General features: G+C 43.6%; 21 protein-coding genes. 18 read left to right on the top strand and 3 right to left on the bottom strand.

Annotation, left to right across the window (positions count from 1 at the left end):
- The first annotated feature begins 13 nt into the window (after positions 1 to 13).
- Genes MKZ09_RS19455 through MKZ09_RS19440 form a run of 4 tightly spaced genes read left to right on the top strand, consistent with a single transcriptional unit; the run spans position 14 to position 4,513 of the window.
- Positions 14 to 1,294: a hypothetical protein gene (locus MKZ09_RS19455; protein WP_232061383.1), complete on the top strand. Its 1,281-nt coding sequence runs from the start codon at positions 14 to 16 to the stop codon at positions 1,292 to 1,294.
- Positions 1,287 to 1,985: a response regulator transcription factor gene (locus MKZ09_RS19450; protein ID WP_036687642.1), complete on the top strand. Its 699-nt coding sequence runs from the start codon at positions 1,287 to 1,289 to the stop codon at positions 1,983 to 1,985. Before MKZ09_RS19455 ends, MKZ09_RS19450 begins: the two co-directional genes overlap by 8 nt.
- Complete coding sequence (locus MKZ09_RS19445; protein ID WP_051491526.1) at positions 1,982 to 3,448, top strand: HAMP domain-containing sensor histidine kinase; 1,467 nt, start codon at positions 1,982 to 1,984, stop codon at positions 3,446 to 3,448. Before MKZ09_RS19450 ends, MKZ09_RS19445 begins: the two co-directional genes overlap by 4 nt.
- Before the next feature lie 6 nt (positions 3,449 to 3,454).
- On the top strand, positions 3,455 to 4,513 hold the full coding sequence (locus MKZ09_RS19440) for a GNAT family N-acetyltransferase (RefSeq protein WP_081394126.1): 1,059 nt from the start codon (positions 3,455 to 3,457) through the stop codon (positions 4,511 to 4,513).
- Between the two features lie 100 nt (positions 4,514 to 4,613).
- Here MKZ09_RS19440 and MKZ09_RS19435 read toward each other — a convergent pair whose 3' ends face one another.
- Positions 4,614 to 5,837, bottom strand: a complete 1,224-nt coding sequence (locus MKZ09_RS19435) for a glucose-1-phosphate adenylyltransferase (protein ID WP_076103928.1) — start codon at positions 5,835 to 5,837, stop codon at positions 4,614 to 4,616.
- A 216-nt stretch (positions 5,838 to 6,053) separates the two neighbouring features.
- Here MKZ09_RS19435 and glgB point away from each other — a divergent pair, with 216 nt between their 5' ends.
- The 6 genes from glgB to MKZ09_RS19410 all read left to right on the top strand — a co-directional run bounded on the left by glgB (position 6,054) and on the right by MKZ09_RS19410 (position 13,780).
- Positions 6,054 to 7,991 (top strand): 1,4-alpha-glucan branching protein GlgB, encoded by a 1,938-nt coding sequence (gene glgB, locus MKZ09_RS19430; RefSeq protein ID WP_076200866.1) that lies wholly within the window; start codon positions 6,054 to 6,056, stop codon positions 7,989 to 7,991.
- Between the two features lie 47 nt (positions 7,992 to 8,038).
- The gene (glgA, locus tag MKZ09_RS19425; protein ID WP_036687636.1) at positions 8,039 to 9,463 is read left to right on the top strand and encodes a glycogen synthase GlgA; all 1,425 of its coding nucleotides are present in this window, start codon (positions 8,039 to 8,041) and stop codon (positions 9,461 to 9,463) included.
- Positions 9,464 to 9,789: 326 nt separating this feature from the next.
- Positions 9,790 to 10,608, top strand: a complete 819-nt coding sequence (locus MKZ09_RS34510) for a transporter substrate-binding domain-containing protein (protein ID WP_445323451.1) — start codon at positions 9,790 to 9,792, stop codon at positions 10,606 to 10,608.
- A 105-nt stretch (positions 10,609 to 10,713) separates the two neighbouring features.
- Complete coding sequence (locus tag MKZ09_RS34505; protein WP_232061382.1) at positions 10,714 to 11,379, top strand: amino acid ABC transporter permease; 666 nt, start codon at positions 10,714 to 10,716, stop codon at positions 11,377 to 11,379.
- Complete coding sequence (locus MKZ09_RS19415) at positions 11,366 to 12,088, top strand: amino acid ABC transporter ATP-binding protein (RefSeq protein ID WP_076130044.1); 723 nt, start codon at positions 11,366 to 11,368, stop codon at positions 12,086 to 12,088. Before MKZ09_RS34505 ends, MKZ09_RS19415 begins: the two co-directional genes overlap by 14 nt.
- Before the next feature lie 162 nt (positions 12,089 to 12,250).
- Positions 12,251 to 13,780: a Ppx/GppA phosphatase family protein gene (locus MKZ09_RS19410; protein ID WP_076133740.1), complete on the top strand. Its 1,530-nt coding sequence runs from the start codon at positions 12,251 to 12,253 to the stop codon at positions 13,778 to 13,780.
- Here MKZ09_RS19410 and ppk1 read toward each other — a convergent pair.
- A complete protein-coding gene (gene ppk1, locus MKZ09_RS19405) occupies positions 13,728 to 15,842 on the bottom strand; it encodes a polyphosphate kinase 1 (protein WP_076200869.1) in 2,115 nt (704 codons plus the stop codon). The two genes, MKZ09_RS19410 and ppk1, sit on opposite strands and share 53 nt — an antisense overlap.
- A 400-nt stretch (positions 15,843 to 16,242) precedes the next feature.
- Here ppk1 and MKZ09_RS19400 point away from each other — a divergent pair, with 400 nt between their 5' ends.
- Complete coding sequence (locus tag MKZ09_RS19400) at positions 16,243 to 16,899, top strand: 3D domain-containing protein (protein ID WP_076133739.1); 657 nt, start codon at positions 16,243 to 16,245, stop codon at positions 16,897 to 16,899.
- A 101-nt stretch (positions 16,900 to 17,000) separates the two neighbouring features.
- Here MKZ09_RS19400 and MKZ09_RS19395 read toward each other — a convergent pair whose 3' ends face one another.
- Positions 17,001 to 17,882: a polysaccharide deacetylase family protein gene (locus MKZ09_RS19395; protein ID WP_076184412.1), complete on the bottom strand. Its 882-nt coding sequence runs from the start codon at positions 17,880 to 17,882 to the stop codon at positions 17,001 to 17,003.
- 187 nt (positions 17,883 to 18,069) lie between these two features.
- Here MKZ09_RS19395 and MKZ09_RS19390 point away from each other — a divergent pair, with 187 nt between their 5' ends.
- The 7 genes from MKZ09_RS19390 (at position 18,070) to MKZ09_RS19360 (ending at position 22,972) form a co-directional block, all read left to right on the top strand.
- On the top strand, positions 18,070 to 19,104 hold the full coding sequence (locus tag MKZ09_RS19390) for an NADH:flavin oxidoreductase/NADH oxidase (RefSeq protein WP_076200872.1): 1,035 nt from the start codon (positions 18,070 to 18,072) through the stop codon (positions 19,102 to 19,104).
- Positions 19,105 to 19,191: 87 nt separating this feature from the next.
- On the top strand, positions 19,192 to 19,896 hold the full coding sequence (locus MKZ09_RS19385) for a dihydroorotate dehydrogenase electron transfer subunit (RefSeq protein ID WP_038571515.1): 705 nt from the start codon (positions 19,192 to 19,194) through the stop codon (positions 19,894 to 19,896).
- Positions 19,889 to 20,821 carry a dihydroorotate dehydrogenase gene (locus MKZ09_RS19380; protein WP_076098788.1) on the top strand — a complete coding sequence of 311 codons (933 nt, stop codon included), beginning with the start codon at positions 19,889 to 19,891 and terminating at the stop codon, positions 20,819 to 20,821. Before MKZ09_RS19385 ends, MKZ09_RS19380 begins: the two co-directional genes overlap by 8 nt.
- Before the next feature lie 24 nt (positions 20,822 to 20,845).
- Positions 20,846 to 21,184: a prenylated flavin chaperone LpdD gene (gene lpdD / locus MKZ09_RS19375; RefSeq protein WP_256719121.1), complete on the top strand. Its 339-nt coding sequence runs from the start codon at positions 20,846 to 20,848 to the stop codon at positions 21,182 to 21,184.
- 70 nt (positions 21,185 to 21,254) lie between these two features.
- Complete coding sequence (locus MKZ09_RS19370; protein WP_076200875.1) at positions 21,255 to 21,923, top strand: PspA/IM30 family protein; 669 nt, start codon at positions 21,255 to 21,257, stop codon at positions 21,921 to 21,923.
- A 123-nt stretch (positions 21,924 to 22,046) separates the two neighbouring features.
- The gene (locus MKZ09_RS19365; RefSeq protein WP_036687618.1) at positions 22,047 to 22,451 is read left to right on the top strand and encodes a DUF350 domain-containing protein; all 405 of its coding nucleotides are present in this window, start codon (positions 22,047 to 22,049) and stop codon (positions 22,449 to 22,451) included.
- Between the two features lie 14 nt (positions 22,452 to 22,465).
- Positions 22,466 to 22,972, top strand: coding sequence for a DUF4178 domain-containing protein (locus MKZ09_RS19360; protein WP_076130052.1), 507 nt, complete (start codon positions 22,466 to 22,468; stop codon positions 22,970 to 22,972).
- Positions 22,973 to 23,057: the final 85 nt, after the last annotated feature.

Raw genomic sequence — 23,057 nt, 5'->3', positions numbered from 1 at the left:
AAGAGTGATGAGGTTGAGTATAAAAAGTCTTAGGTGCCTGGCAGCTGCAACACTGTCGTTATCCGTACTTTCGGGTTGTACTTTCATCAGTGATCCCGTTTCGAAGATGAAAGCTCCGCAGCTGTCTGCTGACAAAGCAACACTTATGGCTGCTATTAATTCACATATTCCAGCGGGTACGGAGTTGATCCGTCCGGTTAATGATGAGAGCTCAATTTTCACAGAGGATCTCAATAACGATGGAATTATGGAGTCGTTGGTGTTCTATAGAACGCCAAGCGAAGCTGTAGAGATTCACGGGATGATCTTAGAGAAGCAAGGAGATGCCTGGGTCAAAAAGCTTGTTTTTGATGGGGATGGAACTATGCTGGAGTCCGTCGATCTGAAAGATATGACAGGTGACGGGAAGCTGAATATCATTACAGGTTATTCACGCGGGGAAGAAAAAGGCCTCGTCGTGTATAGCTATTCCAGCGGATCATTGGAAGAAGTGCTTTCACTTCCTTACACCAAATATATGATTGATGATCTTAACAAGGATGGAATTGAAGATATCACCGTAGTTTATTTTAAAAGAAATGAATTTGCAACCATTTCGATCTATCAGTACAATGATGGCTTTAAGGTGCTCGATAAGATCGAGGATATCGATCCGTATTTTTTTAATTATTACAATATTGTCGCAGGAAAGATTGCCAAGGATAAAGAAGGAATCGTATTGGACGCTTCGGTGGATTTCCAATCCGCCTACAGTTTAATTGTTCTTATGGAGCACAACAAGCTGCGCGTGGTTTTGCCAGGTGATACGAGGACTTACAAAGATCGTCTGATTGCAAGCGAAGATATCGATCATGATGGCATTATTGAAGTTGGATTGCTTGAAGCGCCAAAAGGATGGGAGTATTTCGACCCCGCAGATATTCCTTATTTCACCTCCTATTATAAATGGGATGGAAAAGATGGCCTAACCTTCGCAGTCCAGCTATATCGTGATCCATCGGATCGCTTTACTATTAATTTTGATCCGGAGCTGCATGGAAAGGTAAGTATTGATACGAAATCTGTTCTGGATAAAAATCTTAAGTTCATCATGACGGATACCGGAGAGACTTTTGCGGAGGTTTCCTTCTTTTCTCCTTCGGAATGGGATAAGGCTAAGAATGAAGGCTGGGAGCTGCTTGGACGGGATTTAGATAAAGTCATCGGCTACCGTGGTGAGCTAGAACAAAGTACAACTAAAGAAGGAAGCAATAAGATTGCCTCCCCTATTGAAAGGAAGGGAATAGATGAGTAAAGTTCTGATATTGGAAGATGAAGAGTCCATTCGCAGTTTCATAGTCATTAATTTGAAGCGTAATGGTTTCGAAGTGCTGGAGGCTGCTGACGGGAATGAAGCATTGCATAAATTAACCACTATACCTGATATTGATATTGCGTTATTGGATGTTATGGTTCCCGGCATTGATGGATTTGAAGTTTGTAGACGGATTAGGGAGACTAATGAACGCTTGGGAATTATTTTTCTTACCGCCAAGGTTCAGGAGCAGGATAAAGTTTACGCTTTGTCCGTAGGTGCAGATGATCATGTTAGTAAGCCATTTAGCCCAACAGAGCTAATTGCGCGTATTCAATCTTTGCTGCGCCGAGTAAATGTGCATCGTGAACAGTCGGCCAAGGTTTCTTTTCATTCGGGGCCTTTCAGCTTGGATCTTATTACCAAACAATTCAAACGTGATAATGTAGCCATTGAACTGACGCCTACGGAGTTCTCTCTGATTCAATTCTTTCTTGAAAAAGAAAACACTCCGCTTAGCCGCGATCTTCTGTTGGATCATGTGTGGGGCAAGGAGTATATGGGTGATCCCAAAATTGTAGATGTAAATATCCGGCGCTTACGCCAGAAGATTGAGAACAATCCTTCGGAGCCGGAATTTTTGCAGACTGTATGGGGGCACGGATATAGATGGAAAGGCCAAGGACAATGATTAAGAAGGGGATGCGCAGACAGATTGTTCTGCACTACATTCTTGTAGTTTTTTTGGCGCTTCTCCTCGTAGAAGTTATCTTCCTGCTGGCCATCAGAACATATTATTATGACAGTGTATACAGCAAGATTAAGAATCACATTTCCGTTTCAGAGTCGTTTTTTCAAAAAAACATGATACCAAGCGATAATAGCATCTATTTGCTACAAGAAGTACTGGAGAGGTTCTCATTGAGTAAGACGGAGCTGGAAATCTTATCGCTAAATGGGGATATCATCACTAGTTCCACTGGCTTTCAGCCAGATCGGACCATTACGACCAGTGATGTACCAGAAGCCGTTGGCGGCAGCGTTGGGCGCTGGGTAGGGCGTCAGGCAGGCACGAATGAGAGCGTAATGGCGGTTTCCAAAATGCTGCAGATTCATGGACAGGATAAGTATGTCCTAAGGTATATTACTTCACTAGAAGAAATCAATAATGATTTGCTTAATCTTACCTTATTGTCTACTGCTATTGCTGCAGCTGTTATGGCTGTAGTTGTTGGTTTTAGCTTCGGACTGGCCAATTCGATTGTGAAACCGCTGAATAATATTACGGCAGTTTCAGCCCAGATGGCCAAGGGGAGATTCAACGTACGGATTAAGGGAGACTATAAATTTGAGATTGGTGATTTGGCTTCAACGCTGAATTATATGGCTCAGGAAATTGTACGTAGCAATCAGATTAAGGATGATTTTATCTCGTCCATTTCTCACGAGCTGCGGACACCTCTTACAAGTATCAAGGGCTGGAGTGAAACCTTAGTTTCCGGCGGGTATGATCCGGAGGAGACAAAACTTGGAGTCAGCATCATCTCCAAAGAAAGTGAACGTCTGATTGGGCTGGTGGAGGAAATTCTCGACTTTTCTAAGCTGCAGCAGAACCAAATGAAGCTGTCGATTGGGGTTGTAGATGTAAAGGTACTGCTACAAGAGACTATACTGAATGTATGGGCTAAAGCGGAAAAGAAACGAATTCATCTGTTGCTGGAATGTGAAGACGCGATCTTTGTTAAAGGGGATGCCAATCGCTTAAAACAGGTATTCTTGAACTTGGTAGACAATGCAGTAAAATTCTCACATGAAGATTCCAGTATTGAATTGTCAGCAAAGAGGCTGTCTGCTACAGAAACAGCAATTATGGTACGAGACAGCGGGATAGGGATTAGTGAAGCGCATATCTCCAGAGTTAAGGACCGTTTCTTTCAAGTGGATGCACTTAATGGAGGAACAGGCTTGGGGTTAGCGATCTCACAGCAGATTGTAGAACTTCATAATGGGACACTTGATATGGCAAGTGAGCTTGGAAAGGGAACGGAAGTAACCGTCATCTTGCCTCTTACTGAACCACAGCCGGAAGTTAACTCAGATGAGGTAACTCAAATTACAGCTACCTTTCCTGAATTAGATGATTGGGAGACGTGACCTGAGATGGGGATAACGAAGAATTCGATCCGTATAGTTCGTGGAGAGCCTGATCGGGTTCACGACATCTTGAGGCTGTTGCAAGAAGCGGCAGGATGGATGGAGCGTAACGGGATTAACCAATGGACACCCGGACAATTTAATGAGACCGATATTGCAGGATATTTCGCGGACAGACATGTTTATTTAGCCCTTGACGATGGGGCTCTAGTTGGCATGTTCACGTTGCAATTCAGTGATCCACAGTACTGGGGCAGTAAAAATGATGAGTCCTACGCTTATTTGCACCGATTGGCTGTGAAAGACTCCCACCGCGGCCGAGGACTTGGACAGCAAATGCTTAAATATGCAGTAGTTCTAGCCAAAGATCTAGGCTGTAAGAGTCTTAGGTTTGACACTGTGGCACATAACATTAAGCTCAATCGATATTATCAGAGCATGGGTTTTCACTACATGGGCACTAACGATATGGGAAATGGTCGTTTAGTGAACTTATATGAACATTTTGAGGAGAGAGCTGAGTCAGACCGTCTAATCCTCAGATTTATATCAGAATCTGATTTTGAACACATAAAGCGCTGGAGTGTTTCTCCAGAGTATCTGAAGCAGTGGGCAGGACCTTCGTTAACTTATCCTTTAGATGATGAGCAGCTTGTTAAATACTTAAAGGATGCTAATCATCCAGGCTTATCCGATCGCCTTATCTTCTGTGCAATTCAAGAAGCTAATCAGCAGCTAGTGGGCCATATTAGCTTTTCAGTCATTGACCGGGTTAATCGTTCTGCACGTATCGGCAGGGTAGTAGTAGATCCTGAGTTTCAAGGTAAAGGCATTGGCAAACGGATGATGCAAGAAATGCTTCGAATCGGATTTGAAGGTCTGAACCTGCATCGTTTGTCTCTGGGTGCTTTCGATTTCAATACGGCTGCCCTGAAAGCTTATGAAGCTGTTGGCTTTAAGCGGGAGGGTGTTCAACGTGAGTCTGCGTTATTCGGAGAGCAATATGTAGATTGTGTGGAAATGAGCATATTAGACAGAGAATGGACGGCTAGCCGTAATTCATAAAATTACTAATTCTTTACAACCGAAGGGGCTGTTGCTCTGGTCATGAACGACCAGGACAACAGCCCCTTTTTATATAAAGTATTTTTCTATATAATGGTTGTTATGAAGGAAGAACTTCACGCAAACGTCCTGTCTTCTCATACACATCCTGAAACAGACGGGAAGGTTGGTTTCGGACCGCCGGCTTGGCAGCCACAGTCTCATGTGGTCCAACGACAACGATATTATTTATGCTTCCTTTGATGACTGCTCCATCCTTAATGATTGCCCCTTCACCAATAATGGCATTCTCAATCAGCACTCCACGGCCAATGCGAACTCCAGGCATAATAACACTTTGTTTGATCTGGCTCATCTTACCGATTTCTACCCCATTAAAGACTACAGAACGTTGTAGACTACCTTCTTGGGAGCAGGATTCATTCACGAGAGAGTCCGTTGAGGGGTTCTGTACACGTGGTTTATGAACTGCAAGCTTAGTCCGGCGAACCCGACTATACATAGGCCAATGAGTCTTGTCTAACTTCATGCCATTGTCTTTTTGCAGAAGGTCCATATGTGCTTCCCAAAGACTGCCGACTGTACCTACATCTCTCCAGTAACCCTTGAAACGGTAAGCGAATAAATCATCGTTCTGATCCAGCATGGTAGGAATTACGTCTTTACCAAAGTCATGACTGGAATTAGGATTAGCTGCATCCCGCAACAAGTGCTCCTTCAGATAAGCCCACTCGAACAGGTAGATACCCATTGAAGCAAGATTACTTTTTGGTACTTTAGGTTTTTCCGCAAATTCGGAAATTTTCAGATCATCGTTTACGTTCATTACTCCAAAACGACTAGCTTCATCCCAAGGAACCTCCATTACGGAGATGGTTGCTTTTGCTCCTTTTTCAATATGATAATTCAGCATCTTACGGTAATTCATATGGTAAATATGATCACCGGATAGAATGAGCACATGTTCTGGGTTGCGGCTATCAATAAAGTCAATGTTTTTATAAATCGCATCAGCAGTTCCTGTATAACTGTCTCTGCCTTCAACACCTGAAGGAAGGAGTGTTACTCCTTTATCCTTTTGACTAACTAAGCCCCAAGGCTCACCTTCACCGATATGATTATGCAAAGAGTCAGCTTCGTATTGTGTCAGAACACCTACTGTATCAATGTTCGAATTTACACAGTTACTTAGCGGGAAATCAATAATTTTATACTGTCCACCGAAAGGGACTGCAGGCTTAGCCATACTGGAAGTCAAGGGAGCCAATCTGCGGCCTTCCCCTCCTGCCAATAACATGGCGATACAATCTTTTTTGTTGTTCATTTGTTATCCCTCCCATTATTTTGTCAATGCTTGTAATATAAACTTACGACAAGCGCTTGAAACGACATAGGTGAAATATATTGCTTTGTAAACAGAAAAATTACAATTAATATTTCTTTATCAGAAAATCTTTTCTTTTAACATCAAAACATTTTCAAAATGGTAATATTCGGGTAAGGTAATAGGTACAAGCACATTGAAAAAGGTGGTGTAGAATTGGCTGAAAAAGCAAAAATCGAGACCCTTCCGTCAGCTGCTGATATCTATCTGTTCCATGAGGGCACCAATTATCGCAGCTATTCTATGCTGGGTGCACACACTGCCGCTGAAGAAGGCGTTACCGGTGTGCGCTTTACCGTGTGGGCTCCTCATGCGACATATGTAGGACTAGCTGGTGATCATAATGATTGGGACGGAACACAGGGCGTGGACTCGTTATATAAGATACCCGATTCAGGATTTTGGAGTCGTTTTTTTCCGGGAATACAGCCGGGAACTTTTTACAAATACAGGATTCTTGCCTCAGATGGATCAAGTTTCCTTAAAGCGGATCCTTTTGCTTTCAAAGCTGAGGTTCGACCGGCAACAGCTTCGGTAGTAGCAGAACTGGATGGCTACCGCTGGGGAGATGCAGCATGGCGTCGGAAAAGCAAAGCTCCATATCAACAACCAATGAACATTTATGAAATGCACTTTGGTACCTGGCGTCAAAAAGAGGATGGAGAGTTCTACACTTACCGGGAAATGAGCGAGCTGTTAATTCCTTATTTGGTGGAGATGAACTATACACACGTGGAATTTATGCCGCTGGCAGAACATCCATACGATCTATCCTGGGGTTATCAAGGGACGGGGTATTTTGCGGCAACCAGCCGTTATGGCGAACCCAATGAGTTGATGTATTTGATCGATCAGCTGCATCAGGCAGGTATCGGTGTGATTTTAGATTGGGTTCCAGCTCACTTTGCCAAAGACGCACACGGCTTGCGTATGTTTGATGGAGCGCCACTTTATGAATATGCCGATCCAATGTTAGCTGAAAAACCAGGCTGGGGGACACTTTCGTTTGATTTCAGCAAGCCGGAGATTTCTTCTTTTCTTATTTCTAATGCGCTGTTTTGGTTTGAGTATTATCATATCGACGGAATGCGTGTAGATGCGGTTACGAGTATGCTTCGATTAGATTTCGAAAAGCGTGATCATCAATATCGGCGGAATGCTAATGGTGGATTGGAGAATCTGGAGGCCATCAAATTTATCCAGAATCTGAACAAGGCTATCTTTCATTATTTCCCAAAAGCATTGATGATGGCGGAGGAGTCCAGTGCTTGGCCGGGGGTTACTGCACCAGTGCATGAAGGGGGCCTTGGCTTCAATTACAAATGGAATATGGGTTGGATGAATGATACGCTAGGCTACATAGAACATGATTTTGGTGGGCGTCCTTATCATCATAATTTACTTACGTTCCCAATATGTTATGCTTATGCCGAAAATTACGCATTGCCGCTATCGCATGATGAGGTTGTTCACGGCAAGAAGTCTTTGTTAGACAAAATGCCGGGTGCTTATGAACAAAAGTTCGCAGGCCTCAGGCAGCTGCTGGGATATCAGATCTCACATCCCGGTAAAAAGCTTCTGTTTATGGGTGGAGAATTTGGTCAGTTTATCGAATGGAAGGATCAGGAGCAGCTGGACTGGCTGCTGTTGGATTATGAGAGCCATCGTCGTATGCTCGCCTACACGGCTGCACTTAATAAACTGTACCGCTCCGAAAAAGCGTTGTGGGAGCTGGATCATTCGCAAGAGGGTTATCAGTGGATTGATGCGGATGACAATGGACAAAGTGTGATTTCGTATATACGGCGAGGGAAGAAACCAGGAGATACGCTGCTTATAGTCATCAATTTTCAACCGGTAGAGCGGCACAATTATCGTATAGGCGTGCCGCGGGCCGGGACTTATGAAGAGCTCTTTAGCTCAGAAAATGTAGAGTATGGTGGCTCCGGATTGCACAATGTCCCTCAAAAGAGCGTTAAGCTGGAATGGCACAATCAGGTGAACAGTATAGAGCTGACTCTTCCGCCCCTTAGCTTTCTGGTGTTTAAAAAAACGTCACGAATGGGTAAGAATAAAGAGGCAAAAGAGTTATAGATCTAAGTACGAATAGAGAATCCGTACAGTTTAAGGGGGAAATAATCATGAAAGTTTTATTTGCCGCAGCTGAAGCCCATCCTTTTGTTAAAACGGGTGGTTTGGCCGACGTCATTGGAGCATTACCTAAAGCGCTGAAGGCTGCCGGGGTAGATGTACGAGTGATTTTGCCTAAATATCGTGGGATTCCTGACAAGTTCACCGCTCAAATGGAGCATTTAACGGAAGTGTATGTTCCAATTGGCTGGCGAAAACAATATTGTGGAATTGAACGCATTATCTATGAGGGTATCCCCGTTTATTTTATCGACAATGAGTATTATTTTGGCCGTGATGGAATTTATGGTTATATGGACGATGGTGAACGGTTTGCGTTCTATAATCGTGCAGTGCTGGAGTGTCTGCCAGCCATTGATTTCCAGCCTGATGTTCTGCATTGCCATGATTGGCACGCGGCCGTAATTCCAATGCTGCTACAGGGGCATTATCGCCACAATCCATTTTACAGTGAAATGCGGAGTGTATTTACAATACATAACCTGTTGTATCAGGGAGTGTTTCCTTATGAGGTACTTGGAGAGCTGTTAGGTCTGGATAGCAGTTATTTTGGTAGTGTGGAGTACTATGGTAATGTGAATTTCTTAAAAGGCGGGATTGTATTCAGTGATCGGGTCACGACCGTTAGTCCGACCTATTCAGAAGAGATTCGCACACCTTATTATGGTTACGGCCTGGATGGTTTGTTGAACGCACGGTCAGATGTTTTAAGTGGGATTGTGAATGGCATTGATACTAAAAGTTATAATCCAGCGACAGATTCCAGCCTTGTCACCCGTTATCGTTCCAATTTAACCAAGAAGACGGAAAACAAAGTAGCCTTGCAGGAAGAGCTGGGATTACCCGTAGATGCTAATATCCCAATGGTAGCTATGGTCACGCGTCTTGTGGACTCCAAAGGCTTAGATCTGCTTACCCGAGTGCTGGATGAGCTGCTATATCACGATGATATTCAATTTGTGCTTCTAGGAACAGGTGATGAATCCTACGAGCGTTGGTTCAAGGAAGCGGCATGGCGGTATCCGACCAAGCTGTCTTCACAGATCTTATTTAATGATGCACTCTCACGAAAAATATATGCTGCCAGCGATATCTTCCTTATGCCGTCTAAGTTTGAGCCCTGTGGCATCAGTCAGCTGCTCGCTTTACGGTATGGTAGCATACCCGTTGTACGTGAGACAGGTGGCCTGAATGATACTGTGCACGCTTATAATGAAGAAACCGGTGAAGGCAATGGCTTTACGTTCAGCAATTATAATGCACACGATATGATGTTTACGCTGCGCCGGGCGCTTTCTTTTTACAAGCAGCCTGAACATTGGAAAAAGATCACAAAAAATGCATTCGCGGGAGATTATAGCTGGAATGTATCCGCTCAGCAGTACATGGATATCTATGATGATATAACCAGATAAAGTTTAACAAATTCTGTAATGGGTTAATAAGGGATTGCACCCGGGAGTATGGTAAATACTCTGGGAGCAGTCCTTTTTTTATGAAATTAGGAATAAACAGTCGAATGATTTAGCCAGTATAGGGGATAGTAAAAATGTATAAATTTAGCTTCAACGTGAATAAAAGTGATTTTTTAGCTGCGTATTATAGAATTCCCCTCATAGAAATCCATTAAAAGGAAGTTATTGTCACAATTATGCCTTTGCATATTCATGCGTTCTGATTTATAATAAGTCAGTCATTGGGTCAACTTAGATTTTTTCATATGAATAGGGGAGATATAGAAATGAACAAATGGGGTAAACCTAGTTTAGGAATGGTATTAGCGGTAGGTCTGCTCTCAGGCTGCGGTCAAAATAAAAATGATAATGATACCGCTGCTAGTGGTAATGCAAATACTGGTGCAGTTACTAAAAAGCTGATTATGGGAACAAGTGCAGATTTTCCTCCGTACGAATTCCATAAAGTAGTGGACGGAAAAGATACTATCGTAGGTTTTGATATCGACATCGCTAAGGAAATTGCTGCCGACATGGGCGCTGAGCTTGAAGTTAAGGATCTGCCTTTTGATTCACTGCTTAACGAATTGTCCAGTGGACGCGTAGATATGGTGATCTCCGGTCTTAGCCCGACTGAAGAACGCAAAAAAGCGGTTGAACTTTCAGATATTTATTACAAAGCAGAACAAGCTATTGTAGTACGCGAAGCAGATAAAGATAAATACGCTACTATGGACGCAGTGAAGGGTACCAAAATTGGTGTACAGACAGGCTCTATTCAAGAAGAAATCGCCAAAGAGATTGAAGGCGCAAAAATCACTTCTCTTGGTAAAATTTCCGAGATCGTTCTGCAATTGCAATCTAACCGTATCGATACAGCAATTATTGAAGGACCTGTAGCCAAATCTTTTGTTAAGAATTTAGCGGGTCTTGTAATTACCGATGCTAAGCCTGAAGTAGAAGATGATGGATACGCAATTGGGATTAAAAAAGGCAATACAGAGCTTCTGGATAAAGTAAATGCTACACTTAAACGTCTAGAATCAGAAGGTAAGATTGATGAATATGTAGCGGCTGCCAGCGAGCTTGCTGAAAGCACGAAGTAAGGAATGTATATTGTTTTAGGTCTGCTGAAGTAAATTGTACGTGTATTACAGAAAATAGCGGAACTTTGCTATTTTCTATTTTTTTGGAGATAGGAGGATAAGATATTGGATATTACTTTATTTAGAATGGCTTATGATTATCGTGATCTTTTCTTGACTGGACTACAATATACCTTGCTACTAGCTGTTCTTGGTGTATTATTTGGCTTCATTCTTGGGATTATCGTCTCTCTACTGCGCATGTCAAAATGGAGAGTGTTACGTTTCTTAGCCACAGCTTGGGTTGAATTTTTGCGGGGCACTCCAATGCTTGTACAACTGTTTCTCATCCATTACGGGCTGGCGACATTTGGTATTGAGTTTACTCCGATTCAGTCCGGGGCGATTACACTCTCTATTAACAGTTCTGCTTATCTGGCAGAAATTTTTCGCGCTGGGATTCAGGGTGTCGATCGTGGACAAACGGAGGCCGCACGTTCACTTGGAATGAAACAAGGGATGACAATGCGTCATATTGTACTTCCTCAGGCACTTAAAAGTGTCCTTCCGGCAATCGGTAATGAGTTCATTACCATTATCAAGGAATCATCGATTATTTCATTTATCGGAGTAACGGATTTGATGTTTCAAGCTCGTACAGTTACAACGATTTCGTATGATGGCATGACACCACTCGTGATTGCTGCATTTATGTATTTTGTTCTAACATTTACGCTTTCCAAGATCCTAGGTAGACTCGAAAGGAGGCTGAATACCGATGATCGCCGTTAAGAACCTGCAGAAGCATTATGGAAAGCTGGAGATTCTCAAGGGAATCGATTTGGAGATTAAAAAGGGTGAGGTTGTCGTTGTAATCGGGCCCAGTGGTTCGGGAAAAAGTACCTTTCTGCGCTGCTTGAATCTATTGGAGCAGCCTACAGGTGGAGAGATCACTTTTGAAGGGGAATCGATCACCTCAAAGAAGCATGATATCAATGCAACGCGTGAAAAGATGGGGATGGTTTTTCAGCAGTTTAACCTTTTTCCGCACAAAACTGTTCTGCAAAACATTACGCTCGCCCCGATTAAAGTAAGAAAACAGCAGCAGGCTGTAGCCGATAAATTCGCAATGGAGCTCCTCAAGACGGTAGGGCTTGAAGATAAAAAGGATGTTTATCCAGCTCAATTGTCCGGTGGACAAAAGCAGCGGATCGCGATTGCTCGTGCATTAGCCATGCAGCCGCATGTGATGCTTTTTGATGAGCCTACCTCAGCGCTTGATCCGGAAATGGTAGGAGAGGTACTTGAGGTTATGAAAAAGCTTGCCGAAGACGGAATGACAATGGTTATTGTTACTCATGAGATGGGCTTTGCCCGTGAAGTAGGCGACCGCATTCTGTTTATGGATGGCGGGTTTATCGTTGAACAGGGTACTCCTGAACAAGTATTTGGTAATCCTACACATGCTCGGACTAAGGATTTTTTAAGTAAAGTATTATAAATAATTCTTCAAAACGGCCCTGGACAAGTATCCGGTGGCCGTTTTGTTATAGGGTCCTGAGGGTAATGTGGGAATATATCGCTGGGGGCTGAGTTCATTTATTTATGTAAACCATGTATAATAGATGGTCAGTCAATCAACAGGAAAAGGAGTACATACATAATGAGAGATGATCTACGCCGGATAGGCATTATTGATATTGGTTCGAACTCCATTCGTCTTGTAATTTATGATACAACGCGCGAAGGAGGCTATAAGATCATCAAGGAGTGTAAGTACTCCGCTCGCCTTAGTGAGAAGATTACCAAGGAGAATAGACTGGAACAAAAGGACATGGAAACGATTGTTCCAGTCTTGCGGCAGTTTAAGGAAATCTGCAACGCTTTTGCAGTGGAAACCATTCGTGCGGGTGCAACGGCAGCCATTCGTAATGCGGCTAACTCAAGTGAAATAATAAGCTTTTTGTCACAATCCTCTTCCATTCCGATTGAGGTGATCAGTGGCCACCAGGAGGCATATTATGGTTTCTTGGGTGTTATTAATGCCTTTAATGTAGAGGATGGTTATGTGATTGATATTGGTGGCGGGAGTACTGAAATCACTCTTTTTTGTGAACGGCGTTATCAACACAGCATTTCTTTCCCGTTCGGGGCAGTAAATACCAATCTAATGTTTGGTCAAGGTGGGAATTGGAGCGATGAGCAGATTCACAAGCTGCAGACTTTTGTTCTGGGCAGACTGGTTGAGCATGATTGGCTAAGTGCCAAAGCTGGGCTTCCTTTATTCGGATTAGGAGGGACGGTTCGTTCTTTAGGGAAGCTGGATCAGAAGACACGAGCATACTCATTGCCTAACTCCCATGGCTATACGATGACCAGTGAGACGATCGAGCACTTTATGAACACCCTACCTTCAATGCCTTACGAAAAACGTAAGGATTTAGATGGATTATCTAAGAGTCGGGCAGATATCATTGTATCTGGATTGATTATTTTCCATACGGTGTATCAGTATATTGGAGCGAGTGAGGCGGTAATCAGCGGGGAAGGGCTCAGAGAAGGCTTGCTGCATGATCTGCTGGAGCCGGAGCAGCCAGTGCGTGATAGTGCTTTGGAATATAGCTTAAACACGATCATTCGCTTTGATATTCATACTTCCAAACGGTATTTAGATCATATCAACAAGCTAGCACTCAGCCTGTTTGACGCATTTAAAGATGAATCGAATAGAGCAGAGCACGAGATGTTAATTTACGTGTCCATCATGCTGCATCGTACGGGAACGAATATTAACTATTACCAATCCAAAAGACATACTCTGTATTGGTTGATGAATTCACCGATTCGTGGACTTACCCACCGTCAGCTTATTCTTTGCGCTATGATTGCCTCATACAGCACAAAAAGCCGGAAGCAGAAATTGTCCCAACAACATAAGGACATTTTGCTGCCAGCCGACGAAGAGTGGATTCATAAGCTCGGGTCGCTTGTCCAGCTTAGCATTGCACTGGACAGCACGGAGATTGGAATTGTAAGCGGCCTGAAGGCCAATCTGCACGGCAATACGCTTCATCTGGACTTAGAGGGCGCATCGTCACTGTTAATTGGCCTAGAGGACATTGAGAACGCGATAAAAGCATTTAAGAATGCTTGGGCGGTGAAGGTAAAACTCGGCTTCCCTTCCAACGTGTAACATCCATTGCAGCGAACTGGCTCCGGAAAGGGGCCTTTTTGTCGTCTGGTTGTTCGTAATATCCATTAGCCTGCAAGAAGCTGGCTTTAACATTATCTTTTAGAGACAACTCTAGAATCTTGACGATCTGTTTACGGATACCGCTGTCTCTGACAGGACACATCAGCTCAATCCGGCGGGTTAGGTTTCTAGTCATCCAGTCGGCACTGGATAAATACACCTCAGGTTTGCCGCCATTTTCGAAATAATAGATCCGGGAGTGCTCCAGAAAACGGTCTACGATACTGCGTACGGTAATGTTTTCGCTTAAGCCCTCTATTCCCGGACGTAGGCAGCAAACCCCTCGCACAATTAAGTCAATGGAGACACCGGCTTGGGCTGCGCTATATAAATCGTCGATCACTTGCTGATTAGAGAGCGAGTTCATCTTGGCGATTATGCGAGCGGGTCTGCCTGCCCGTGCATGTTCAGCTTCACGCATCATTAGCTTTTGCAGGGATAAGCTCATATTTGTCGGCGCAACAATGAAGGAATGCCAGTCAAAATTAGCCGAATATCCAGTCATTTGATTAAACAGCTCGGAAGCATCTAATCCGATATCACTTTGTGCGGTGAATAGACTGAGATCTGTGTAGGCTTTGGCTGTACTGTCATTATAGTTTCCTGTGCCTACATGCACGTAACGGCGCAGTTCAGGGCCTTCCTGGCGGACAATCAAGGTTACTTTGGCATGCGTTTTAAGTCCGATCAGACCATAAACGACATGACAGCCTGATTTTTCAAGCTGGCGTGCCCAAGCGATGTTCCGTTCCTCATCAAATCGAGCTTTTAACTCTACAACCACTGTAACTTGCTTACCAGACTCTGCAGCATTGGCTAGTGCAGTAATAAGTGGAGAATTTCCGCTGACACGGTATAAGGTCATTTTAATTGCCATCACTTGCTCATCCTCAGAAGCTTGAATGATAAAGTCTGTCATCGCATCAAAAGACTCGTAAGGGTGGTAGACTAATACATCCCGTTCACGCAGCACCTCGAAGAAATCCTCATTTTCTTGAAATTCAGCAGGATAAACCGGCTCAATAGGTGGATAGTTCATGTAACCAAAACCTTTTAAACTTCCGGCAAAATTACGAAGAAAGCCTAAATCAAGCGGACCTTCAATTTCAAATACGAAGTCCTCCAGCTCAAATTCCGCTTGCAGCTGCTCAAGAGCATAGGGATGGATACCTTTTTGTACTTCCAGACGGGCAGGCACCCCGCGACGGCGCTTGCGCAGCTCTTTTTCGATCTCTTCCAGCAGATCCTCTGCACCTTCCTCATCGATCGTAAGATCTGAGTTACGAGTCAAGCGAAACTCACTAACCGCAACAGGTTCGTAACCGCTGAATAAGGTTTGAATGTGATGGCGGATCACATCTTCAATAAATACAAATTGTCTTTTCTTACTATTAGAACGGTGGGGAAGAGGGATACATCTTGGCAGATTCGAAGGAATTTGCAGGATGGCAAAATAAGGCTCCTCTTCAAGACCATTCTTACGAGTAAGAACAACAGCTAGGTAGATAAACTGGCTGTGCACGAGTGGAAACGGCCGGCTCTGATCAACAGCCATTGGCGTAAGTACAGGATAGATGATATCCCGGTAATACTGTTCTATGGACTGCTCTTGGGCATGGGTAAGATCCTCATAATCCACAAAAACGATGCCTTCTTTATGCAAACTCCGCGAAATATCACGGAACGTCCGGTATTGATCGGCAATGATTTTGGTTACGCGTTTGATGAGGCGTTTATACAGCCCGGAAGGGGTGTAGCCTGTGAAATCTTTTTTAGTATAGCCAGCCCGGATCTGATCCTGAATTCCCGCCACTCGAACGCTTATGAATTCATCCAGATTGCTCGAGACGATCGCCAGAAATCTGGCACGTTCCATTAAAGGGTTATCAGGGTCCTGAGCCTCCTTGAGTACGCGGCGGTTAAATTCGATCCAGCTCAAATCCCTATTGAGGTAAGCAGTGGCTGGACTGCTCTGATTGTTTCTAATCTCTTCTGTATTCATGGGACCTCCAAATATGCTTCGATGTCTATATCTCAAATCTATTTATCATATTCTATCATTTTACTATTGGATGAGGCGTGAAATGTTAAATCTATGTAAAATCTCAAAGAATATTATTTAATTATCTTATATAATAGGATGTGATTGTCGCTATTTTGTTTACATAATCAAAATTACGTTAACTTCTTAATGAGTAAAAGACAATAATTAAACATGTTATTTCAGAATGGTAACAATTACATACGTATAGGTTACAAAATTGTGATATATTAAGTCCTGTCAGTTTTACAAATGACAACAATACATCAGGACATCACACAAGATGTACATAAGCACAGGAAATGTACACGAGCGTATACGGAAGTCATACCGCTTACGCCCATCTAAAGAGGAGGCATTTATGAAGAACAAGTTCAGAACCATTAAAACCCTTGCTGCAGTTATGGGAATTAGTGCATTGCTGCACACTGCTCCTGCTTTTGCAGACAGCGTTCATATTGCAAAGGAAGGCAATACTTTCTATACTCTATCTCAGCAATACAATGTCGGTGTTAATGATTTAATGAAAGCTAATCCAAATGTTGCTGCTCTTAATATTTACGATGGACTTAAAATAACGATCCCAAGTAAAATGCAAGCAGAGTCTGTAGCTACGACAGAAACTCCAGTACTTACACCAAGCTTGAATGTTACTCCAGCATCAAAAACAGTTGAAGCATGGGGCAAGTCCTTTAACTACGAGAAATCGATACAAGTTAAGGCTTCTGCTTATTCCTCAGCGGCTAGTGAGAATGGAGGCTGGGGTGCCGTTGATTATTTCGGGAACCCACTCAAGCTAGGAACCATCGCAGTTGATCCAAGTGTAATTCCTCTCGGAACAAAAGTATTGGTTACCGGACATTCACACGCAGGATTGCCTAAAGAAGCTTTTCTGGCTACTGCAACCGATATGGGAAGTGCCATTAAAGGTAACCGGATCGATATCTTTATCCCAGGCAGCCAAAGCTTTGTAGCCGATTTTGGTTATCAATATGTACAATTATACATTGTTAAATAGCTAGATAAAAATATAGAGATTTATTATAGAGATATGAAATGGTTTTAAATAGGTTAAACAAGAAACGGAGGGAGTCCTTAGCGGCTGCCTCCGTTTCTTGTTTATTTATTTTTAGAGACCTGCAGCAATTGAGGAACGGTAACGAAAGAATAGCCACGTTTACGCATTATCGTGATTACCTCAGGTAAAGCCTGAATTGTTCCGCGAAGATCACTACCCGGCCCACCTCCACCATGCTGAAGGATAATTGCTCCTTTTCCAGCATTAGCTAAGATGTTATTTCTAACTTGAGTTTTGGAAAGTCCCTTCCAGTCCAACGAATCCACATTCCAATTTACAAGCTTATAACCATGATTTTTTGCCCATCTCAACTGTTGCTCAGAGATATCTCCATAGGGTGGACGAATCAAGCGTGGTTTATATCCGGCTAAGGTTTGAATAATGTTCTCGGTCTCAATGATCTGTGATCTGAAATCATGCATCTTTAGCTTTACAAACTGAGGATGATCATAAGAGTGATTTCCAATAGCATGTCCTTCTCTAATCATCCTCTTCACTAGAGCGGGATGTTTCTCGGCTCGGCTTCCCACCACGAAGAAGGTTGCTTTGACATGATATTTCTTAAGAACATCTAGCAATTGGGGTGTAAACCTTGGGTCAGGCACATCATCAAAAGTTAAGGCGATGACTTTATTCCGAGGACCGCTGGTCTTAAAGGTTTCGGGATATTTGTGTAATAGCTGACTCAGAGACAAGCCCTTAGTGTTCTTATTGTTGCTGCTCGTTGAATTATTTGTAGTAGAAGTTCCCGCAGATATCGCCTTGTCTTCGTCAGTGGTTTGCGTGCTTTTAATTTGATCCTGTGAGGATTTCTGACTCTGAGCTGGGGCTGAAGCAACCTCTGCTGAAGAGGTTGGAAATAGCAGGACAATGATTGATCCTAATACTACTAGCAGTTTCTGGACTCTCCGTTGATCATACATCCCCATATGCCTCCTTTACTACCTGATCATCACCATATTCTTCATTGTTATCTCCATTGAAGGATGAATTTATGCCGTTTCTTCAAGGTCTCTGGTAAAGATTTCTTGCACACCCTAATGCGTGTATACTAAATAGAACGGGATATTCCCGGGCCAATTATAGACAGGTGGAAGGATGGGGACAAGGATGTCAGAATTGTTTGCACCTTATGAATTGAAGGGTTTAACGCTGAAAAATCGTATTGTTATGCCGCCTATGTGCCAGTATTCGGTAGATAAAGAGGATGGCATTCCTAATGATTGGCATTTTGTTCATTATGTAAGCCGTGCTATTGGAGGTACTGGTCTAATCATTGTCGAGATGACTGGAGTACATCCGGACGGTAGAATAACGAACCGGGATACAGGGATTTGGAGTGATACACATATAGAGGCTTATCGTAAGCTCACAGATAGTGTACATGCCTATGGGGCAAAAATAGCTATTCAACTAGGCCATGCCGGACGTAAAGCGGTCGATGCTGAACCGCCGGTTGCCCCTTCTGCAATTCCATTTGATGCTCGTTCTAAGCAGCCACAGGTACTTTCTAAGGAAGGAATCCTTGAGATGATAGAAGCCTTTCGTGCTGCCGCTCGTCGAGCTGTGGAGGCAGGATTTGATACTGTGGAGATTCATGGTGCGCATGGCTACTTAATTCACCAGTTTCATTCACCTCTGACTAACATTAGATTGGATGAATATGGACAAGATCCAGCACTTTTTGGAGTACAAGTAGTTGCAGCAATTCGAGAAGTAGTGCCAGTAGATATGCCCTTGATCATGAGGGTTTCTGCGAAAGAATATGTTGATGGTGGATATGATGCTGACTATGCCCTGGAGTTTTGCCGCCGATATAAGGATGCTGGAGTGGATATGTTCCATGTGTCTTCAGGTGGTGAAGGGCCCATTGGCTCTAATGGTGGACCTAATGCGGGCCCAGCCTACCAAGCAGATCTGGCAGAATATATTCGCAGTGGATTACAAGTGCCAGTAATTGCGGTAGGACGGCTTGAAGCCTATTCTGAGGCACAGTCCATCATTGCAGAAAAAAGGGCGGAGCTTGTAGCTATTGGCCGTGGGATGTTAAGTGATCCTTATTGGGCTCTACATGCTGAAGAAGCGCTTGGTGGCGTACATGATGTACCTAAACCTTATGAACGTGGGATTTGGAAAAGAGGCTAGACCGTTTTCAATGTGAAGTTTGTCACAGATTTTATGCTCCTTCTAAGGCAATCTTAATAAAGATAAAATTTGAAGGAGCTTGATAACGTGGGGACGGTTCTAAGTAACGAACGGCTGACAGATGGTGTGTATCACCTTAAGGTAGAGACGAATAGTGGCGGAGCAATGGGTCAATTCTACATGTTACGGGCATGGGGAGCTTACCCCATCCTATCCAGACCCTTAAGTATACATGAAGTACACGAGGATAGTGTTGAATTTCTGTATCACGTAGTTGGGGAAGGTACGGAGATATTCTCACGACTGGGTTCAGGTGATTCGGTAGAGCTTGAGGGCCCTTTTGGAAATGGATTTCCACAGGTCGAAGGGAAGGTTGCGCTCATTGGCGGTGGGATAGGAATTGCACCGTTATATTATTGTGCGAAGCAGCTTCCGGGGAGTGATATCTTTTTGGGCTTTAGCCGTGAAGCTTACCGGACAGAAGCATTTCGCCCACTTGCAAGTGAGCTTGTAGTCGATGTTGGCGGTTTAATTTTGGATAGTGTGGATTTCAGCCAATATGATCATGTCTTTGTCTGCGGCCCACACCCTATGCTTAAAGCTGCTCAACGTAAAGGCATTGCTGCTGAAGAAGCAGGCAGTAGAACGAAAGTATACCTTTCTCTAGAGAACCGAATGGCTTGTGGAATTGGAGCCTGTCTGGTCTGCAGTGTATCCTGCCGTGATGGCCAAAAGAAGGCCTGTGCAGACGGACCTGTGTTTCTTTCTGAGGAGGTGATTTTCCATGACTAAGTTGAACACAACAATTGCTGGCGTTCATTTTAAAAATCCAATTATAATGGCCTCTGGAACGTTTGGTTTTGGCCGTGAATATGGCAAGCTGTATGATGTGTCTCTGCTGGGTGGAATCTCTGGCAAGGGGTTAACCCTCAATCCGAAAGCGGGGAATCCCGGCACTCGTGTATATGAGACAGCTTCTGGTATGCTGAATAGTGTGGGACTCGAGAATCCGGGTGTAGCTGCATTTTTAGATAAGGAATGCCCTTATTGGGAAACACTCGATACTGCTCGTTTGGTCAACCTGGGTGGAGGCACACTTGAAGATTATGTTCTTGGTGCTGAGATGATTCAGCGGGATGCAGATGCTCGTGCGAGTGCAGGTAAGACAGCAGTGGACATGATTGAATTGAATATTTCTTGTCCAAATGTTAAAGAGGGCGGCATTGCGTTTGGGATCCAAACTTCAGAAGCTCAAAAAGTAGTACAGGCTGTTAGACGCGCAACTAAACTGCCCCTCGCTGTAAAGCTGTCGCCGGGAGCTGAAAATATCGTTGAAATGGCACAAATGTGTCAGGAGGAAGGAGCAGACGCTGTCTCGCTCATCAACACGATCTCAGGAATGAAGATTGATGTCCGCCGCAGAAGCAGTGTATTCAATAACTTATATGCTGGATTGTCTGGACCTGCGATTAAGCCTGTCGCTCTGCGTATGGTGCATCAAGTTGCACAAAACGTAACGATTCCCGTGATCGGAATGGGTGGCATCACTTCAGCAACGGATATCATCGAGTTTATTATGGCAGGTGCTGCAGTTATCCAAGTGGGAACTTATAATTTCATGAATTTGCGTGCAGGTAGTCAGCTAGTTGCAGAGCTTGAGCAATTTATGGTTGAAGAAAATATTCAATCACTAGAGGAAATACGGGGCATTATATAAAGTGAAGTAGTGAGGGGAATACTATTGACTACTAACCAGATTGATCCTGAGGATATTGAGCTGAAGGCGACCGCTGTCGGACGTGATCTCTTGCTCTTAATTAGTGGAGGGGTTCGGCATATTGGTGCCACGAGTACTGCTTATCTGGAGGGGGAGCAGGTTAAAGTACTGACTTCAGCGGTTCCTCATCACAAAGAGCACACGATAAGCGAGCTCATAGCGATCAGAGTAGCTGAAGCGCTGAACAAGACAGTGACAGTAGTGATGGGGATTCATTACGACAATCTCACGAAAGAAGGTATTATGGAAGTCGTGGAAATTGTGAATTTAAAAGTAAATCAATATTTAGCGCAACAAATATGAAACGGTAGTGGCAATTCTACGTAAAAGATAGCATGTGAGGAATTAAATTATCTTTTGGAGGAATGAAACCATGTCTATATTTAAAAGATTGCGCGATTTAACCATGTCTAATGTGAACGCGATTATTGACAAAGCAGAAGACCCGATTAAAATGACAGATCAATACATTCGTGATATGACCGAAGATTTAGAAGATGCAGAAAAAGCTGTAGCGGCGCAAATCGCCATTGAGAAGAAATTCAAACAGCTGTATGAAGAACAAGAAGCGCTTGTTAAAAAACGTACCCAACAGGCTCATGCAGCAGCTCAAGCGGGTAATGTTGACCTTGCTCGCCGCGCTCTGGAAGAGAAAAATGCTGCTGAAGCTAAACTGGTAGAATACAAAGCCAGCTTTGATCAGAACAAAGCCTCTGCGGATAACCTTCGTGGCAAGCTTGAAGAGATGCGCAAACAGCTTACTCAAATGAAGAACAAACGTGAGACATTGGTTGCACGTTATAACGCTGCCAAAGCTCAAACCGAGATCAACAAAGCAATGAGCGGATTTAGCTCCGATTCAGCGTCTGCAGGTCTCAAACGTATGGAAGATAAAATGCTGCAAGCAGAAGCTCAGGCTGAAGCCAGCAATGAGATGAGTTCAGGCAATAAATCTCTGGATGATGAATTCGAGAAGCTGAACAAAGATCAAGCGGTTGAAGATGAACTGGCGGCTCTGATGAAACAATACGAGAAGCAATAACATTTGATCTTTAGCCGGTTCACGGCTGGTGTTCACAGGCGAAGGAGAGACAGAAATTCGTTTCTTCTTCGCTTTATCTATGCTTATGAAAGGCATGCAAAATGATTAAGCGGGGGCTATAGAATGGATCTCCATATTCTGGTGTCCATGGTCGTGTGGACGGTGAGCGGCGCTGTGTTGCTGTTTGTACTGATGTATATAGATTCACTTTTTACTCGTTATAACGATATAGAAGAGTTAAAGGCTGGAAATATGGCGGTGACTACACGGTTTGTAATGAAGCTTCTAGCTCAGGCCTTCATTTTATCTTCATCGATAGCGGCTTCCAATAGTTTGTTAGATGCGTTGCTGATTTCGTTGGTATCATTTTTGCTTTTGTTAATTTTAGAAAGAACGGTTCGACTTCTACTAGCAAATTGGGGGAAGCTGGATCTGGATCATGGTACACAGCTTGGTAAAATCGGATATGGCCTGCTATCAGGTTCACTGCAAATTACGGGTGCTTTAATTATTACTGCCTTTATGTAGGAGGAACGATCAAGTTGAGTATGTGGAAACGTATAGGTAACCTTTTCTCTAAGCCAGCGCCTCAGGAAGTTCAAAAAAGTATGCTTAATTTGTCTCCCGGAGACATTTGTGAAGTATCGCTTGTCACCTATGAAGTCACTGGCCGGACACATAATCGGGGCCGTAATGCTGTAGTTCTGACCCTTAGAGATGGAAGCCAGATAGCTTATCTTCATATAGAAGAGCGGGAACAGCTGCAATATGGATTGTACAGACCTATCGATGGGCGGTTAGATAATCCTGCTGAGGTACCAGCAACTCTTGAGCTCGATGGCTATACATTTTTCCTGGAGGAAGAATATGAAGGTTTTGTTGCTGTTGCAGGTCAGACTCCATTTATGAACGGTGGAGAGCAGCATGTGTGGCAATATCAATCCGATGATTCACGTCTACTGCGTGTAGAATGGCAACATGGACGGTTTATGCTTTATGAAGGGGAGAAAATAATCCCTGGGGATGTAAAGGTAATTAGAGCATCCTAGCCTAGTAGAGAAGTAACAGATCACTATACCGGAAAAGATTTGTAGAAAAGGCTACTGCCCATTAACATGGATGGTGGCCTTTTGT

Source organism: Paenibacillus sp. FSL R5-0908 (genome assembly GCF_038006245.1).
In the GTDB taxonomy this organism is placed as follows: domain Bacteria; phylum Bacillota; class Bacilli; order Paenibacillales; family Paenibacillaceae; genus Paenibacillus_AQ; species Paenibacillus_AQ odorifer.
The sequence above is the reverse complement of the archived record's forward strand: the minus strand, read 5'-3'. Positions and strand labels throughout refer to the sequence as shown.

Excerpts from the sequence above, each read along its gene's own strand:
- MKZ09_RS19450 (WP_036687642.1), top strand. The coding sequence starts at position 1,287 with ATGAGTAAAGTTCTGATATTGGAAGATGAAGAGTCCATTCGCAGTTTC.
- MKZ09_RS19445 (WP_051491526.1), top strand. The coding sequence starts at position 1,982 with ATGATTAAGAAGGGGATGCGCAGACAGATTGTTCTGCACTACATTCTT.
- MKZ09_RS19440 (WP_081394126.1), top strand. The coding sequence starts at position 3,455 with ATGGGGATAACGAAGAATTCGATCCGTATAGTTCGTGGAGAGCCTGAT.
- MKZ09_RS19435 (WP_076103928.1), bottom strand. The coding sequence starts at position 5,837 with ATGAACAACAAAAAAGATTGTATCGCCATGTTATTGGCAGGAGGGGAA.
- glgA (WP_036687636.1), top strand. The coding sequence starts at position 8,039 with ATGAAAGTTTTATTTGCCGCAGCTGAAGCCCATCCTTTTGTTAAAACG.
- MKZ09_RS34510 (WP_445323451.1), top strand. The coding sequence starts at position 9,790 with ATGAACAAATGGGGTAAACCTAGTTTAGGAATGGTATTAGCGGTAGGT.
- MKZ09_RS19415 (WP_076130044.1), top strand. The coding sequence starts at position 11,366 with ATGATCGCCGTTAAGAACCTGCAGAAGCATTATGGAAAGCTGGAGATT.
- MKZ09_RS19410 (WP_076133740.1), top strand. The coding sequence starts at position 12,251 with ATGAGAGATGATCTACGCCGGATAGGCATTATTGATATTGGTTCGAAC.
- ppk1 (WP_076200869.1), bottom strand. The coding sequence starts at position 15,842 with ATGAATACAGAAGAGATTAGAAACAATCAGAGCAGTCCAGCCACTGCT.
- MKZ09_RS19400 (WP_076133739.1), top strand. The coding sequence starts at position 16,243 with ATGAAGAACAAGTTCAGAACCATTAAAACCCTTGCTGCAGTTATGGGA.
- MKZ09_RS19395 (WP_076184412.1), bottom strand. The coding sequence starts at position 17,882 with ATGTATGATCAACGGAGAGTCCAGAAACTGCTAGTAGTATTAGGATCA.
- MKZ09_RS19390 (WP_076200872.1), top strand. The coding sequence starts at position 18,070 with ATGTCAGAATTGTTTGCACCTTATGAATTGAAGGGTTTAACGCTGAAA.
- MKZ09_RS19380 (WP_076098788.1), top strand. The coding sequence starts at position 19,889 with ATGACTAAGTTGAACACAACAATTGCTGGCGTTCATTTTAAAAATCCA.
- MKZ09_RS19370 (WP_076200875.1), top strand. The coding sequence starts at position 21,255 with ATGTCTATATTTAAAAGATTGCGCGATTTAACCATGTCTAATGTGAAC.
- MKZ09_RS19365 (WP_036687618.1), top strand. The coding sequence starts at position 22,047 with ATGGATCTCCATATTCTGGTGTCCATGGTCGTGTGGACGGTGAGCGGC.